11 protein-coding genes are annotated in these 14,943 nt (G+C 37.5%); 2 read left to right on the top strand and 9 right to left on the bottom strand.

Annotated features, from left to right (window positions below):
* Window positions 1-341 precede the first annotated feature (341 nt).
* Window positions 342-1,226, top strand: coding sequence for a glycine betaine ABC transporter substrate-binding protein (locus AC6CH1_RS05375; protein WP_251688487.1), 885 nt, complete (start codon window positions 342-344; stop codon window positions 1,224-1,226).
* A 443-nt stretch (window positions 1,227-1,669) separates the two neighbouring features.
* Here AC6CH1_RS05375 and AC6CH1_RS05370 read toward each other — a convergent pair whose 3' ends face one another.
* From AC6CH1_RS05370 to AC6CH1_RS05360, 3 genes are all read right to left on the bottom strand, one after another.
* A complete protein-coding gene (locus AC6CH1_RS05370; RefSeq protein ID WP_251688489.1) occupies window positions 1,670-3,097 on the bottom strand; it encodes an aldehyde dehydrogenase family protein in 1,428 nt (475 codons plus the stop codon).
* A gap of 132 nt (window positions 3,098-3,229) precedes the next feature.
* A complete protein-coding gene (locus AC6CH1_RS05365; RefSeq protein ID WP_498316520.1) occupies window positions 3,230-5,068 on the bottom strand; it encodes a hypothetical protein in 1,839 nt (612 codons plus the stop codon).
* A gap of 165 nt (window positions 5,069-5,233) precedes the next feature.
* On the bottom strand, window positions 5,234-6,211 hold the full coding sequence (locus AC6CH1_RS05360) for an NADPH:quinone reductase (protein WP_498316519.1): 978 nt from the start codon (window positions 6,209-6,211) through the stop codon (window positions 5,234-5,236).
* 184 nt (window positions 6,212-6,395) lie between these two features.
* Here AC6CH1_RS05360 and AC6CH1_RS05355 point away from each other — a divergent pair, with 184 nt between their 5' ends.
* On the top strand, window positions 6,396-8,210 hold the full coding sequence (locus AC6CH1_RS05355) for a serine hydrolase domain-containing protein (RefSeq protein ID WP_251688496.1): 1,815 nt from the start codon (window positions 6,396-6,398) through the stop codon (window positions 8,208-8,210).
* A gap of 115 nt (window positions 8,211-8,325) precedes the next feature.
* Here the strand turns inward: AC6CH1_RS05355 and AC6CH1_RS05350 are convergent, their stop codons facing one another.
* The 6 genes from AC6CH1_RS05350 to AC6CH1_RS05325 form a co-directional block, all read right to left on the bottom strand.
* Window positions 8,326-9,108 (bottom strand): enoyl-CoA hydratase/isomerase family protein, encoded by a 783-nt coding sequence (locus AC6CH1_RS05350; RefSeq protein ID WP_251688498.1) that lies wholly within the window; start codon window positions 9,106-9,108, stop codon window positions 8,326-8,328.
* An 81-nt stretch (window positions 9,109-9,189) separates the two neighbouring features.
* Window positions 9,190-10,743 (bottom strand): class I adenylate-forming enzyme family protein, encoded by a 1,554-nt coding sequence (locus AC6CH1_RS05345; RefSeq protein WP_498316518.1) that lies wholly within the window; start codon window positions 10,741-10,743, stop codon window positions 9,190-9,192.
* 177 nt (window positions 10,744-10,920) lie between these two features.
* A complete protein-coding gene (locus AC6CH1_RS05340) occupies window positions 10,921-12,171 on the bottom strand; it encodes a DUF4153 domain-containing protein (RefSeq protein WP_498316517.1) in 1,251 nt (416 codons plus the stop codon).
* Between the two features lie 48 nt (window positions 12,172-12,219).
* Window positions 12,220-12,435, bottom strand: a complete 216-nt coding sequence (locus tag AC6CH1_RS05335) for a helix-turn-helix domain-containing protein (RefSeq protein ID WP_251688508.1) — start codon at window positions 12,433-12,435, stop codon at window positions 12,220-12,222.
* A gap of 11 nt (window positions 12,436-12,446) precedes the next feature.
* Window positions 12,447-12,929 carry a DUF2975 domain-containing protein gene (locus tag AC6CH1_RS05330; RefSeq protein WP_427710378.1) on the bottom strand — a complete coding sequence of 161 codons (483 nt, stop codon included), beginning with the start codon at window positions 12,927-12,929 and terminating at the stop codon, window positions 12,447-12,449.
* A gap of 220 nt (window positions 12,930-13,149) precedes the next feature.
* Window positions 13,150-14,850 carry a midas domain-containing protein gene (locus AC6CH1_RS05325; protein WP_498316516.1) on the bottom strand — a complete coding sequence of 567 codons (1,701 nt, stop codon included), beginning with the start codon at window positions 14,848-14,850 and terminating at the stop codon, window positions 13,150-13,152.
* Between the last annotated feature and the right edge of the window lie 93 nt (window positions 14,851-14,943).

The raw sequence follows: 14,943 nt of genomic DNA, 5'->3' as shown, positions 1-14,943 counted from the left end.
ACAATAAGTTTCATAATATGTAATATTTTAACTTAATATTATAAATCTCCAATGCCGATCAGCCATATGTCTAATCGTTTTATCAATAACATAAAAAATTAATTCCTCCCTTTTACCTCTTTTCGAAAACAATAGCAGTTATTAAGAGTCTTATTTCAAATTATTCCCAAAAGAATAAAAAACACCTATTTTGAAATATAGTGTAAATTCTTTTTATGCAAATACCTTTTTAAGTAAATGTTGAATTGACAAAAATAAAGATTTAGTTAATAATTTATAAAGTAACAACTTTAAAAATTTTATAAGTTGTCTCTTTATAAAAGAGATAAAAGGAGAGTACTATGCATTTTAAAAAAATGGGATTATTTTCAGTAGCAGTAACGGGCCTACTTTTAGTTGGTTGTAATAGCCAGGAGGAAAGCAGTGCTACAATTGAAGAAAAATTAAATTACACGATCAATGGCATTGAACCGGGAAGCGGCACAATGGAATTGGCAAACAATGCTTTACAAGATTATGAAAATCTAAATAACTGGAACCTTACAGAAAGTTCAACAGCCGGTATGTTAGGTGAATTAGATAAGGCTTTTAAAAATGAAGAACCAATTATTATTACAGGTTGGAACCCTCACTGGATGTTTGCAAAATATGATTTGAAATATTTAGAGGATCCTAAAAAATCATTAGGTGAAATCGAAAATATTAATACAATTGTTCGTAAAGGTTTTAAAGAAGATTTACCGAATGCCTACACAATAGTGGACCGCTTTTATTGGGAGCCCGAAGATATGGAAACGGTCATGACAGATGCCCAAAATTCGGATTTTAAAGATGCTGCGAACAAATGGGTTGAGGAAAATTCGGAAACGATCGCAGAATGGACTTCTGGAGTTGAAAAAGGTAACGGAGAAAAAATTAGTATTATTTCTACTCCTTGGGACACAGAGGATGCTTCATCACATGTCATTGAAGCCATTTTGGAACAGCATGGTTTTGAAGCCGAAATCACTCCTGTTGACCCGGCGATTATGTTCCAGGCTATTTCAACAGGAAATGGTGATATTTCATTAGCCCCTTGGCTGCCGATTACACATGAGTCCTTTTATGAAAAGCACAAAGATGACTTTATTGATTTAGGGGAAAACTTAAAAGGTGCACGGCTTGGTTTTGTTGTCCCGGCATATATGGATATTGATTCCATTGAAGATTTAGCTGCAAAAGAATAGTATTATAATTAGCTAAGGGATCGAGAAATATAATCTCGATCCCTTTTATATAGAAGAGAGGCAGAACTGCAAAATAAGAATAACCTTTCATCTAATATCTGATAATTCAAAAATTTCCCGCGCAATAATTCTAAAAATGGTTACTTACTTGTGGATAACTTATAATATTTTGCGATATGGCGAATGGGTCGGGTCCCGATTTTCTAATAAATCCGGAAATCTGCTAATATATTTTCATTTGTTCTAATAAATTCTTGAAGTTCTAATATATTTCATGTTTCTTCTAATAAGAGGGTCTACTTTTCTAAAATCCCACTCAGATCTTCAAATAACCAGCGCACTTCTTCTAATATACTTCCCAATTGTTCTAATAAAATCCAAGGGCCGCTCCACCAATACATAAAAAAGCTGTCCAAGTTCCTAATACTTGGACAGCTTTCCAATTAAAGTGGCATTCCCATAATCGCTTTTGGCTCAAGAAATTCCTCGATCCCATAATCGCCCCATTCGCGGCCAATACCAGAGTGTTTAAAGCCGCCAAATGGTGCCGAACGATCCGTTTCACTATTGTTAATACGGATTTGTCCTGCTCGGATAGATAAAGCGACTTTCTTCAGTTCTTCTTTATCATTTCCGAATACATAACCGGCAAGTCCATAAATTGTATCGTTGGCTATATCGATTGCTTCGTCTAAATCTTTATAAGTGATGACCGACATAACCGGACCAAAGATTTCCTCCTGTGCAATTGTCATATCGTTTTTCACATTGGTGAATACCGTAATTTTGGAGAAGAATCCTTTATCGATTCCATCTGGTCTGCCTGGGCCTCCAATCACAATGGTTGCACCTTCTTCTTCACCTTTTTTAATGTAGGATTGAACGGTCTCCCATTGGTCTTTTGAAACTTGAGGACCCATAAATGTATTTTCGTCCTGTGGATCCCCTACCGGAAATTCCGTGACTATTCCTTTCATTGCTTCTATGAATTCATCATGCATTTCTTCCGGTACAATCATGCGTGTTGCAGCTGAACATACTTGCCCTGTATTCATAGCGATTTGACCTAATGCTGTTTTCGCTGCTTCTTTTACATCCGCATCTTTTAAAATAACGAAAGGCGATTTGCCGCCAAGTTCTAATGAAATATTTTTAATATCTTCTGCAGCATTCTTCATTAATCCGCTGCCAACTTCACCTGAACCGGTAAACGATACAATGTCCACATCCGGATGAGTACTGATTGCCTCACCTACTGTTGAACCCGAACCGTTGACAAGATTAAAGACACCTTTTGGAACACCCGCTTTATCCAAAATTTCCGCCAGAATGACTGCTGCAAATGGTGTTTGGGAAGCAGGTTTTACTACCATTGTACAACCGGCTGCCAATGCACTGGCAAGCTTCGTGGAAATTTGATTTGTCGGGAAATTCCATGGTGTAATAAGTCCCGCTACACCAATCGGTTCTTTTTGAATATATGACTTCTCTCGTTCTTCAGTAAACTTAAATGTTTTCAATTGTTCTGCCGCTTCTTTAAAGTGCGTTAGCCCCATCTTATAATGGATTTCCTCCGATTTCGTAATAGGCGCACCTAATTCAGCGGTCATTATTTTCACTAAATCGTCTTTACGATTTTCATATTCTTCAGCAATAGCTTCCAAAAGCTTTATTCGCTCGTCCACTGACATTTTTGAAAAGGAAGGAAATGCCTCCTTCGCCGCCTTGACTGCTCGATTCACATCTTCTTTAGTTCCGCTGCTAATCTTTCCAACCACTTCCTCTGTCGCAGGGTTAATTACTTCAATTGTATCTGTTCCAGTAGAATCAATCCATTCCCCATTGATGTATTGTTTTGTATGATTTAGCATAATCAAACTCCTTTATAAATCGACTTATTAAAAATATTCCCTCTGTGCTTGTCAGTAAACATTTGAAGTTCACTATTAAAGCAAAAAAATTCGAAGCCTGTTGTAGCACTTCGAATTTTCAAACAGCATTTTCTATTCATTTGTTGCAAGTAGTTGCTTTGCGATTTCCTTCACATCCGGATCTTTTGATTCTTTTGCATAACGCACAACAAGCAGTTCGATTTCCGTACCTTGCCAATGTGAACGCTCGAATGAATGCAATGTCTGAATCGCCATATACTGCAAATGGTCGTCAGTAGTTTTTAGTGCTTGCCCAATGAAATCCATACCAACCCCATTATACTGATCCAATTCTTCAATAAGCGATAAAACAACAACTTTCTGTTCGTTCGTCAGTTCATTGAAATCTCCAAAAGTATTCGTAATTTCTATAAGCTGCTCGATAATTTGCGAATCCTTCGAGGCAAATAATGAATAATAATATTGTACGTTTTCCGGATTATTCTTTAATTTTTCGAATACGATGTCCGTAATATCTGCTTTATAAAATTTGGCTACTGCTAACGCTTTTTCCTCATTCACTTGGTCATTTTGCAGTATTTCCAACGCTTCCTGCAGCCATAACGGGTTTTGGGCAATTTCTTCGATGTTTTCTTCTACTGTACGCTTTTCATGCGGTTTCCAGTTAGAAGAAAAACGATCTTCCCATGTTTCTTCATCATATTGCAAGTACTCATTAATTTGTGTCAAAACAAAAAATTGATTGAATGTCAGGCAATGTGTTTTTGCATGATGTGTATAGCGCATCAGTACTTGACCTGAATACTCATATTCATCCAACGTTTGATAAGCCCCTTCGTATAAAAGAGCTAATATTATTGACCCTGCACTGTCAAATATTTTCCCGGAAATAATTTTCTCGTGCAGTTCGATATCAAGCTTTCCTTTTTCAGCACACATTAATGCTGACGCATTACCCGGTACGGTATTATTCAGTCCTTCTTGCAATATCCACTGTCGGATTTCTTCATTTGAGGCATCCAGGAAATTCAGTGCTTCAAGTTTACCCCAGTCCGAAACATTTTGCGCAATATGCCACACCGTTTCATTACTGTTTGTTGTGCCGTTTGTTAACGTAAATAAGGCTACTCCGGTGAATTCTTCATGCAAGGCAATCACTTTCAAGCGTTCCTTATACTCTTCACATTTAACTGTTCCTAACACGAGAAGCGCGAATTTCACAACTTCGCGATGTGCTGCATGTTCAAGCAGCCAAATCGCCTCGTTTTTCACTCGGTCTTCATCTTTATCAGCTTCAGAAAACAGCTCCAGAAATTCATGGAAATAGCTGATGACCTTTTCATCTTTAATTTTTTCGTACGTTGATTTCCGCGTTCGATCACTCGGATTTATGACTTGTTCCAAAAATAACTTTATAAGCTTTTTTGTATAAAATGGTGTTACTGCCTCCTGATGAAGCTGGTCTGCAAAACCTGGCGCTAATTTCGGATGATGCTCATCATATAAAAACCCGTCATCCGGCAAATCTTTTGTTATAAGCTGCTGATTTTGATTGAATTGCTCTTCAAGGAACGGAACTATAAACTCCTTATTTGCCCATGGTAAAAATTGCAGTTTCATCGCTTCATGGAGCAGCTGTTTTCCATCCACTTTCACCGTTATATTCAATTTAACAAAGCCGCCTATTTTCACATCCACTTTATGTGTCTTACCGCTTTTTGACTGAAAAGTTCCTTTCATTGTTGAAAATGGTATTATATGCGACCAGATTGATTTCCGTACATTTTGTGCAATTATTTGGCCATCTACCTTTAACACTTCTTCCATCATGCCATTCATGACTTCTATTTGATGACCTTCAAACTCCAGGACCCATTGCTTTTCTACCTCATTTGCAATATCATTTTGAGCATTGCGCATTTCCCGCCTAAATTCCTCTTTAAATCCCATTTACTTGCTACCTATCCCTCTCGTTTCTATACAACTATCATAACAACTTTTGTTAACTATTTGTTAAATAGTTGCAAACTAATAAAATAATATCACAAGTATTTATTTTATTTATGAGAATAGTCAGATAAAAAGGACTAGTAAAAATACTAGTCCCAAAATGAATTATTGAGTTTTTATAACTACTTTCCCGTTATGCTCCCCATTGATCACTGCATCAAATGCCTTGCCAGCCTGTTCCAATGGATAACTGTAACCTACAACAGGTTTTAGCTGTTCTGTTTCAAGCAGCTTTGACACACCGTATATCAGTTCCTGGTGTTCTTCGGCCGATACATTAAACAGTACCATCCCACGTATATCACATTCTTTTTGCATCACTAGACGGGGATTAATTTCAATTTCCCCGCGGTTCCCGACAATTACGATGACACCGTGTTTGGCAAGTATCTGCAAATCAGTTTGCAGATTTTCGTTTGCCAGAAATTCGATAATGACATCCGGACCTTTGCCGTCATTGGCATCAAGTACAGTTTCGATTGTTTCTTCTTTAATATGATTAAGCACGACATCCGCGCCTGCTTCCTTTACCAGTTGTTTCCCGGAATCACGGCTTGCTGTACCAATCACTTTTGCACCTAAAGCTTTTGCGATTTGAACAGCCTGTAAACCTACAGCGCCACTAGCTCCATGAATGAAAACTGTTTGCCCTGACTGCACGTTTGCTCTTCCAAATACTGCTCTGTATGCAGTCAATGCCGGAACTCCTAATGCTGCTCCCTGTTCAAACGAAATATGCTGTGGAATCGGATGAACAAAGCGGCTTTCACAAACAATCTGTTGTGCTAATGTACCAGTCGCCTTACCATTCGGCAAGCTCGCGATAAATACTCGGTCCCCTACTTTTACGTTTGTCACGTGCTCGCCGATCTCTTCCACAATCCCAGCACCGTCTAGGCCTGGCGTATACGGAAGAGTCGGTTTTATCGCATATGTACCTGTAGAAGTATAAACATCACTTGGATTCACACCTGCTGCATGAAGGTTTATCAGTACTTCATTTTCAGCTGGCGTATGCAATTTGGCCTGCTCTACTACTAAATTTTCTGAAGTACCAAATTGATTGATTCTTATCGTTTTCACTAACTTCACCCCATCATCTATATTGTATTAAGAATATTAGAAAAATTACTATTTGTATAGAGATAGCTTCGCTTAAAAACATAGGTAATTTCTTTAAATTGTAATATTTCAATTGTTTAGTATGTATTGATATAAGAGGAGGGGAGAAATAATAAGAAAAATAATTTTATCGGTAGTTGTACTGGTGCTAAGTTTTGTACCCGTTGTTTCTGCAAAAGAACTTATGTCTACACCTTCAGGGATTGCTTATACCGAGCTAAAGGACCGTGTGAATGAATATGCTTCGAAATACATCGGGACTTCTACAGTTGGAGCCAATGTACTGATTATAAAGGACGGAGAAATTTTCTTGAATACGGCATATGGCTTTGCTGATGTTGAAAATCAGGTAAAAGTCACAACGGATACTGTTTTTGAATGGGGTTCCGTTACGAAGCTTCTTGTGTGGACCAGTGTGATGCAGCTTGTAGAGCAAGGGAAATTGAAATTAGATGAAGATATTCGTGCGTATTTACCGGAAGGATTTTTGACAAAAATACGGCATGATACCCCTATCACAATGTTAAACCTGATGCACCATAATGCTGGCTGGGAAGAAAAATTTACAGATCTATTCTATATGTCAGCAAACGAAATAAAGCCTTTAGAAGAAATGCTTCAAATTACTGAGCCTTATCAGGTGCGCGAACCAGGAAGTGTAGTTGCCTATTCAAACTATGGTGTAGCACTCGCAGGCTTTATTGTGGAACAGCTTACAGAACAGCCTTTTTATGATTATGTAAACGATCATATATTTTCTGTTTTAGGTATGAAGGACACAACGATTCATCCGACACAGGAAGATAACGAAAATGTAAAAGTAAAAAGAGATGACATTTATGGATATATTATGAGCAGCAAAGATGAATTTACTATTTCTAAAAATGAACGAATCTTTATCGGTTTATATCCCGCCGGAAGTGCAATTGGAACAATCGAGGATGCAGCTAAATTCATGTTGGCCCTTATGCCGGCAGACGGCGAGAACAGCCCGTTGTTTCAAGATAACCGTACATTAGATGAAATGCTGACGACAAGTGATGTTTATGACGATGGCGTACCACGTAATGCACATGGTTTTTGGAAAGGGCTATACACAGTTGAAGTGTTTGAACATGCGGGAAATACAGATAGTTTTTCGAGTAATTTTACCTTTTCAAAAGATAAAGATTTGGGCGTAATTGTTTTTACTAATCAGGCGGGTGAAGCAGGACTGAGTTACGGTTTGCCAACCCTTGTGTACGGGGAGTATTCTGCTGATGTTGGCAAGCAAACTATGCCAAATACGCATGAGCTTGATGGAAGTTACTTTATGGCAAGGCAACCTTATAAAGGTTTCACTAAACTGTACAGTGCCCTTAGTATTGGTCATTTTGAAGCGACAGAAACAAACAGAGTGAATGCTTTTGGGATGGAAATTGAACAAATCGCGCCTTATCTTTATAGATCTTTAGATGATTACCGTATATATTTTCATGTTACGCTGAATGGTGGTAACGTGGAAAAGATTTCAATGCCGACAAGTGATTTTTTGCCTGTCTCTCAAAGTATGAAAATCATTCATATTTTTAGTATCATAGCGGCAGCTTTTAGTGGTTTGTATACGCTCATAGTTATAGTGATTTTGTTCATCAAAAAAATCATCCATCGAAAAAAAGCAATCCGAGGGACAGTTATCGATAAATGGGAATTGCTTTTACTTTCCACTAATATTATACCTTTTATAAATGTCATGATTTTAGCCTATAGAACTTTGAATTATGTTTCTTATTCAGCCTTAAAAATTCATTTTTGGGTGAATTTCGCATATATCGCCTTCGTAGCTATTTGTCTAGTAACGTTATTTTTAAACTGGAGAAAAATAAAACCTGCAGGTGGTATAAAAATTCGCTATGTATGTTCATATATGTCAGCACTATTGCTCGTCGTACTCATTCTTTGCTGGGAGCTCTATTATTAATTAAACCTTTTGCGATTGCGCTTCCATAATCGTTCTATTTCATCATGTACCTGGTGCAGAGAAATTAGGATTGTAATGCACCCGGTACATTGTTCATGAAAACAATTTTTTCAATCTAAGATTTATTAAAAACAGGTTTTCGTTTTTCAAAGAAGGCTTCGACACCTTCTTTAAAATTGGCCGACTCAAAACACATTGCTTGTGCAAATCCTTCTAGCTCCATAGATTGGGACAGATCATCAAGAACACTTCTATTTACTAATTTCTTCATTAATCCTAGAGCCATCTGTGGACCATCTGTAAGCTGTTTAGCTAATTTGTAAATTTCATTTGTCAACAACTCGTCTTCAACTACTCGATTAACAATCCCAAGTTCTAGAGCCTGCTCGCTTGATACTTTTTCACCCAAAAACATCATTTCAAGTGCCCGATGTCTTCCTATGAGTCTAGGTAAAAAATAGATGGCACCTAAATCAGGAATTAACCCGACTTTTGAAAAGCTTTGAATGAATACAGCAGATTGATTTGCAATGATCATATCGCAAGCTAATGCCAGACTTACCCCTGCTCCAGCTGCCGCTCCGTTTACAGCAGCGATAACAGGTTTCTCAAGATTTACAATGGAAGAAATCATCTCGTGTCCCGATTGCAGTCTCTTCCGTCCGGTTGCCCCATCAACATCTTTTGACGCACTTAAATCCCCGCCCGCAGAAAACGTATTTCCTTCACCTGTTAAAATAATCACTTTCACATCATCATTGTTTTTAACTTCCGTAAAGAAATCTCTTAATTCTTCCCGCATTGGAAGGTCTAGCGCATTTCTCACATGAGGGCGATTTAATTTAACGGTACAAACACCATTTTCTGCAATTGTCACTTGTATCCTTTTGTTAAGCAAGCCGCTTCTGCCTCCTTCATTATTTCCTGTAAAAATATGACTATTCTTAAAATTAAAACTAGATTCTGTACATTTCTGTAGTTATAATTGATAAGCTCCCTTACGTAAAACCGTTTTAAGTACCTTTCCTGTTGCATTTCTAGGTAAAGATTCCATAAATTCAATCGCCCGCGGTTTTTTATAAGAAGCAATGCTACTATGACAAAATCGAATTACCTGTTCCTCAGTCATCTGTTTACCAGGCTTTAAGACAATAAATGCTTTGACAGCTTCACCCCATTGAGGATCAGGAATTCCCACTACGGCAGCTTCCAAAATATCCGGATGAGAATATAAAACATCCTCCAATTCTTTCGGATAAATGTTTTCACCGCCACTAATAATCATATCCTTTTTCCGGTCTACCACATAAATGAAGCCTTCTTCATCCATTCTCACTAAATCGCCGCTATGAAACCAGCCCCCTATGAATGCTTCTTCGGTTGCCTCTTCATTTTTATAATACTCCTTCATTGTAGTGGGTCCCTGATACACAATTTCTCCCACTTCTCCAACAGGCACATCGTTCATTTCATTATCGACAATTCTTACTCTTACGTTAATGGAAGGTTTTCCAACAGATTCAGTCTTCCTAAGTGCGTCTTCACCGGTCAAATAAGTTGTGGAGGGACTCATTTCTGTTTGTCCAAACGCTTCTAAAATACTTGCATTTTTAAACACTTGCAAAATTTTCCTTTTTATTTCAATAGGACAGATTGCTCCACCTAAAGCACAGTTTGTCATCGAGCTTAAGTCATACTCTAATAAGTTTGGCACTTGGAACAAAAAATTCCACATCGCCGGAACCATAAACATTGTTTCAACTTTTTCATCCTGAATCGTTTTTAGAACAACATCCGGCTGGAACTCACGATGCAAAATAATTGTGCCTTCTATTAGACAATTTTGTAGAAGAGAGGATAGAGCCGCAACGTGAAAAAGAGGAGGAATAATCAGTTGCTTTGCTCCCTTTCTAGGTGGAGAATGATAGAGTTTATTCATCGCATTCATATAATAATTTTTATGGGTTAATACTGCTCCCTTTGGCTTACCTGTTGTACCCGATGTATAAATAATTGCATGTGCATGTTCGTCAGTGACATTTACTTCCTCGTAGTCAGCAGGAGTACTATATATTGCCTCATATGGAATCATTTTTGTTTGAAGTTCGGAATCCCCGCATTTAATTGGGACAATGAGCTTAACTTGAGGCAAGTTAATCGAGCGAATGCTTTCTATGAATTCTTCTTCAATAAATAATATAGTTACATCGGATTGGTTAAGAATATATTCAATCTCCTTAGAAACTAAACGGTAATTGACCGGGACAAAAACGCCACCACTTAATGAGACACCAAAATATAGCTCGACAAATGGTAGCCCATTTTTCAGCAAACACCCTACTTTGTCATTTACACCAATCCCTTGCGCTTGTAGCCATCCTGCTAAATGCCTCGAACGTAACAAAAGTTCCCGATAGGTTATTCGACGATCTCCATAAATGAACGCATCCCTTTCAGGAACATTATGCGCGGCATATTTAAGCGCTTCCCCTATCAACAGTTGTTGGGACATCGATAATACTTTTGGTTCCATCTCCATCACCTTTCTTTCTAATATTTATTATTAATAAATATTCATTCGCTGATATATTTAGAATGATGACTAGTCGCTTTATTGGATATCCACTTATATATGTAAAGGTAGAAAAAACAAAACGACCTTGCTCACAAAGCATAGGTCGTTTATATTTTGCTTGAAATTGCTATATTACTAATTAAAAATTACCGGAAATGTAAATATAACTAAAGCTGCCCATAGTCCGTATACCGGCAGATACTTCGTAACGGCATTTTGGATAGCATTAGGTCCGGATTTGTTTTGCAGATAACGCATATAGGAAATCATAATCCATAGTAGATTTGCACAGATTAGTATATTTACCCCTAAAACCGCAAGCCTATTCGGTGTTATACCATAGGATGTCATTCTGAACATGATCGCTGATAATGCGACACTGTCAATAATTAGCGCAACAACGATTAAAGCGAAATTGACATAGTCGAAGATGCTCTTTTTATCGTCCGAGTCTTTCTCGGTAATGGAGAATATTGTAACAGCCAGTACGCCAAGTAGTATGCCGTTGAAAGCGATCAGGAAATCGCGGTCCAAAAACGGATTTTTTCCGACCGATAAGACCGTTACAAGGTATACAAGCAAAGTGATTAATACTAATGGACTGAAAATTTTTGCTATAAATGGGGTTATATTTTTGGCAAGCTTCAAATTCATTGAAACGAGGTGTACACCTACAACTGCAAGTGCCGCTGCACCAAATAACACGACATTGCTAAAATAGAAATCCCCAATATCCAAGGCGATAAAGCTAAATAACTGCATTGTTAAAAGTGCCAGAACCATCCCGCTAACAGCCATACTTACGTAGAGAATACCATATTCTAAATTAAATTTGATATAAGCTAATCTTGTACTGCTATTTAAATAATCATTTCCTGTATATGCAAGCCCTAATAGTACCCATAAGAAAATCGGGAAATGTAAATACGCTAAAATAATGCTATCGTCGTTGAAATTTAATGGCAGCATATTCAAATAAATTCCTGAAACTAAGAACATTGCCACTAACGAATAAATGACACTTTTTTTAGGTTTATGCTTGTAAACAAAGTAGGCAGCAATAAAGGGAATAATACCAAATGCCAGATTAATCGGAGCAATTGCTTCCTGTTCAACAAAATGGAATATAATTCTTGTGATTACCCCTGCCATGATCGCTAATATACCCATGAAAATAAATCCATTTTGAAATGATGCAGACTTTTTTGTACTTTCCGTTTCGCTGAAATTCAATCTTTCATACCAAACACTCAAAATTGGAGAATCAGAGTTATGTTCCCATGCCTGTTTGAATGACTTGGTAAAAGCTTTCGGGTCTTTTCGATACATTCTCTCAAGTACATCGGGTTTAGTAATGTTTTTAATAATCAAATTATTACTCTCCATTGCCTTCCCTCCCCTAATTATTGTCATACAATATTTCCGCTGTAATAGTTAACTGTCTTCATCACTTTTGTATTCTAAAATATCTCCAGGCTGACAATCCAGCGCTTTACAGATGGCTTCTAATGTTGTTAACCGAATTGCCTTCGCCTTCCCATTTTTCAATATAGAAAGGTTTGCCATCGTGATCCCAACCTTTTCCGATAGTTCTGTTACACTCATTTTCCTTTTTGCCAACATCACATCAATATTAATTATAATTGCCATTGTTATTCACCTCAGACCGTTAAATCGTTTTCAGATTTAATATTAATTGCTTCTTGTAAAAGTTTTTGAAGAACAGCTGCAAAAACCGCAATTACCAATGAAGCAAAAGGAACAATTAATCCGACAAAAATAACTCCCGGCGCATCATCCAATTCCGCAAACACATAAAACAGCGGCAAAACTAATAAATGCAAAACACTGATTGTTATGGCACAAAACTTTATTTTCTTTAAAGGTTTCACAGCTAAATCGGAGAACGCTTTATTATTGTCGATATAGCGTAAAAGTAGGAATGCCTGATACAAAGCAAAGAAAAAAGGAATTGCCGAAGCATCGAAAACGATGTAAACATAATATTTCACGACAGCAAACTCCGGAAGCATTTTTGCTGCTACATTTGCCAGTTCAGGTACTAAAAACATACATAGAGCCAAAACAGGAATTCCTAAAAAAATAACAGCAACTTTTAAAAACAAAGTAGTTACCTTTTCCATAAATCGCACCTCACTTATTTATTTTCACTTTTGATCTTAATACATTATTTATCGTAAATCAATAAATATATATCAAATTTCATGAATTTTTTATTGCATAATAGCAATTTTATTCGGAATGAATTTCGTTATCCCAAACAAAAAGCTTGGAAAAACCTTAATAATTAAGGCTTTCCAAGCTTTTACTTATTGCTATTTAATTATTATCAATTTGCCCCTCTTATTTTAGGAAGCTTAAAAAGCTAGAGAATGATGCTACAAGATCTTTGTAGTAACCAACCACTTTATCTTTTAATACGATTTTTTCACTTTGATCTTGTTCTGGTTCTGGATCTACACTAATTTCTTCCGTATCAGTTTGTACGGGTGCTTGTACCGGTTCTGAAACAATATTCTCCACTTCAGTTACCTGCTCTGGAGTTTCAACAGTTGAAGGTAGCTCCTCAGTTTCTTCAACGACTGGAGTTTCCAGATTTTCTTCAGTTTCAGTTGGTAGAGCTGTATTTTCAGCCGCGATATCTGGAGCTGTATCTTCCTCTACAGTTGTTGGTACCGTTTCTTCAACATCAGATGAAACATCAGTTGCTTCATCAATTAGTGGAATATTTTCAGTTTGTTCATTAGTTTGTTCAGAATCGGCATCACTTAAATATTGTTCAATATGAGTTTGGTAGTAGTTAATTAAGCTTTGGTAGCTGTTATCGATAAATTGATAAGATTCTTCTACCCATGTAGTAAAATCATCATCTGGTGTACCTTCTTCTACTTGATCATCATCAGTTACTGGTGCTGTTGGTTCTTCGATTACATTTTCTTCTACTGATTCCTCTTCAGATACCGGTGTTTCTGTCTCATCAGTTACATCTTCTTCTGTTTGACCATTTTCAGTCGCCGGTGTCTTTGTTTCTTCAGTTTCACCGTTTTCCGCTTGATCATCTTCTAATACCGGTGTTTCTGTTTCTTCAGTTACATCTTCTTCTGCTGGTTCCTCTTCAGACACTGGTCCTGTCGGTTCCTCTGTTACATCGTCCGTTTGATCATCTTCTGATACCGGTGTTTCTGTCTCGTCAGTTACATCTTCTTCTGCTGGTTCCTCTTCAGACACTGGTCCTGTCGGTTCCTCTGTTACATCGTCCGTTTGATCATCTTCTGATACCGGTGTTTCTGTTTCTTCAGTTACATCTTCTTCTGCTGGTTCCTCTTCAGACACTGGTGCTGTCGGTTCCTCTGTTATATCGTCCGTTTGATCATCTTCTGATACCGGTGTTTCTGTTTCTTCAGTTTCAACCTCCTCTGTTGGATCCTCTTCAGACACTGGTACTGCCGATTCTTCTGTTACATCCTCGTCTGCTTGCTCTTCTTCAGATACCGGTGTTTCTGTCTCATCAGTTACAACTTCTTCTGCCTGACCATCTTCAGTTGCCGGTGTTTCTTTTTCTTCAGTTTCACCTTCTCCCGCTTGATCATCAGTTACTGGTGCTGTCGGTTCTTCTGTTACATCTTGTGCTTGATCATCGTCAGTTACTGGTCCATCTACTGTTACATCATCTTCAGTCGCCGGTGTCTCCGGTTCTTCTGCTACACCATCTTCAACAACATCATTCGTTGTATCATCTATATTATCATTATCTTCTAATTCATCCGTAGTTTCAGTTTTCTGCTGGGCAACTTGGCTGATAAGCTTCCCTTTTTCAGGAGAACCTGGCAGGCTCTTTGCAAATTCAGACACTTTCTGTCCATGATTTTTTGCGTGTTCAGTAATTTCCGGATTTACATCCTTTGCATCCAATTCCGCTGCAGAAATAGGTGCACCAGCCGCTAAAAATGATGCAGCTATAAATGATGTTGACATCACAAGTGGCGCTACTTTCTTAGAAAAATTTTTATTTGCTGTTTTAGAGTCCATTTGTTTTTTATTCATTACTTGATCGCTCCTAATTCGTATTTTGTACTGATAGGATGGATTTTTCATTGATCCCGGTTTTGAAGTTTCACCTCTGATTGAACCGAGTAA

The organism is Solibacillus sp. GQ1 (genome assembly GCF_059758555.1).
This window is presented reverse-complemented; position numbering and strand designations above follow the sequence as displayed.

Excerpts from the sequence above, each read along its gene's own strand:
- AC6CH1_RS05375 (WP_251688487.1), top strand. The coding sequence starts at position 342 with ATGCATTTTAAAAAAATGGGATTATTTTCAGTAGCAGTAACGGGCCTA.
- AC6CH1_RS05370 (WP_251688489.1), bottom strand. The coding sequence starts at position 3,097 with ATGCTAAATCATACAAAACAATACATCAATGGGGAATGGATTGATTCT.
- AC6CH1_RS05365 (WP_498316520.1), bottom strand. The coding sequence starts at position 5,068 with ATGGGATTTAAAGAGGAATTTAGGCGGGAAATGCGCAATGCTCAAAAT.
- AC6CH1_RS05345 (WP_498316518.1), bottom strand. The coding sequence starts at position 10,743 with ATGGAACCAAAAGTATTATCGATGTCCCAACAACTGTTGATAGGGGAA.
- AC6CH1_RS05340 (WP_498316517.1), bottom strand. The coding sequence starts at position 12,171 with ATGGAGAGTAATAATTTGATTATTAAAAACATTACTAAACCCGATGTA.
- AC6CH1_RS05335 (WP_251688508.1), bottom strand. The coding sequence starts at position 12,435 with ATGGCAATTATAATTAATATTGATGTGATGTTGGCAAAAAGGAAAATG.
- AC6CH1_RS05330 (WP_427710378.1), bottom strand. The coding sequence starts at position 12,929 with ATGGAAAAGGTAACTACTTTGTTTTTAAAAGTTGCTGTTATTTTTTTA.
- AC6CH1_RS05325 (WP_498316516.1), bottom strand. The coding sequence starts at position 14,850 with ATGAATAAAAAACAAATGGACTCTAAAACAGCAAATAAAAATTTTTCT.